Annotated in this window: 1 protein-coding gene; it reads right to left on the reverse strand. The window is 32.0% G+C overall.

Annotated features, from left to right (window positions below):
* Positions 1 to 1,779: immunoglobulin domain-containing protein (locus tag E0I61_RS16210; protein WP_132072663.1), on the reverse strand; the 1,779-nt coding region annotated here is incomplete at its 3' end.
* Between the last annotated feature and the right edge of the window lie 228 nt (positions 1,780 to 2,007).

Here is a 2,007-nt window from a genome sequence, read left to right on the forward strand (position 1 = left end):
TGTAAAACTATTTGAAGCTTGATACGTTGTACCGTTCAAACTATACTCAACTCCTGTTTGTGTTGTTATTAAGATACTTCCCGAAGGTGTTCCACAGGTAGGTTGAGTAACACTCGCTGTAGTTGGAGCTACTGGAGGATTTGGAATTGGGTTAACAATAGCTGGAGTTACTGACGAAAGCACACAAGTATTATCTAATTTATTTCTAACATATAGGGTATAATTTCCTGGAACTAATCCTGAAAACGCATTGGAATCTTGATAAACGCTTCCGTTTAAACTATATTCTACCCCAGGTTGTGTTGTAATTACAATAGTTCCGGTTTGCAAAGCACATGTTGGTTGTGTTAGACTAGCCGTTGTTGGGATAGAAACAAAATTCATTATAATATTTGCCTCTGAATAACAAGGTGTTAATGCAGCTGAAGAAACGACAACAGGATTTGGATCTTTCAAATTATAATCTATAGCACCAATCCCATAATCTAAATTACTACTCCTTTCCGGACTCAAAAATGAATTAGTAACCGACTGACTCCCATCTTCTTTATCATTCATAGTCAATGCAAAAAACTTAATATCTCCTGTTGTATAACCAATTAGAGATTTTAAAACTTCTACTTCAAAACCAAGACTATAATCATTAATTCCACTATTATTTTTATTAACACCCATCACAGATGAAGGAATACCTGTAGCAGCACTTCCTAAATAAGTTTTAACTGAAGCACCTGTTTTTAATTCAATAACATTCGCATAATAATTAGTTTCAGCCGCATCTGTAGTAATAACTAAACAATAATCCGCCTGAAAATAGGAATCAAATGTACTAGGATTATTATTAAAAATATTAAAAGCTCTGACTAATGGATCTGAATTTGCTTCATCACCATAATTTGAGATATTAAACCCTCCAGTCTTAGTGTCAAGAAACAATAAAATACTTCTATTATTTAAAACTTTCCCCGTTATACCTAAAACTACCTTATCCTCTAAGGCACTTATTTTTAAAGAATTGACATATCCAGTTGAAGCATTTGATGATAAAGGCGCAGAAAGAAAATTATCCTCTAAAGCTCCCGTTCCCCATGATGTCTCAGTAATAGATCCATCCATAGTAACTGCGTATCTTGTTCTAACTTTAACTGTTTGCCCATCAGTTAAAGCATTAGCTGTAAACACTCTACTTGTTGACATACCCTGCATTACAACTCCATCAACAGAGAATTCGAATAAATCAGCTCCACCTGAAGCAGTGAAAGTAACTGATGTTCCTAAACATAAAGGGCTTGTTGTATTATTTGCTGGAGAAGCTGTCAAAGTAACTCCTGAAGGCGCTATATAAATTGATGCTACCACTGGTACACGTGTACTAATATCACTTCCAGATCTACTGCGTACATAATACGTTCTAGTTGAACTAATGCTTGGACTGTAAACAGTCCCAGTGTATATAGGAGCTACTGATGTTTGAGAAGTAAACCATTCAATAGTTTCAGAACCATTAGCCCCAAATGCATAAACATTAACCTGCATTAAAGTAACACCATCACCACAAGAACTACCAGCAGTTGTAGAAGGCGGAGACAAAACAGCTTTAGTTTTTGAAATCCTTGATTTTTTTTTATGTTTTTTTATTGTATCAGAAGAAATCAATTTTTCTGAAGATATCTCAAAATTCACATCATGTAATTTCACAAGATCTTTTAAATTTTTTGAACTTACTGTAAACCCAAATAATAAATTAAATAGTAAAAATAAAAGTATTTTTTTCTTCATAAACTGATTTTTATAGTTAATATATGACGGTACAATATTTTAATCATTAAAAGTATTCTTTTATTTCCAATGAACAAATCAAATTTTAATAAAAATTTAACTATTTAAGAATAAAGAGATTAAGGAGCTTTTATAGTTTTACAGTAACTAAAGCAAGATTTTAATTACAAATATTTGTAAAAAAATATCAATGTTTTAAATTTGTAAAGCCTGAAAAAATCATTTACA

Source organism: Flavobacterium ranwuense, from assembly GCF_004349315.1.
Classification (GTDB): Bacteria; Bacteroidota; Bacteroidia; order Flavobacteriales; family Flavobacteriaceae; genus Flavobacterium; species Flavobacterium ranwuense.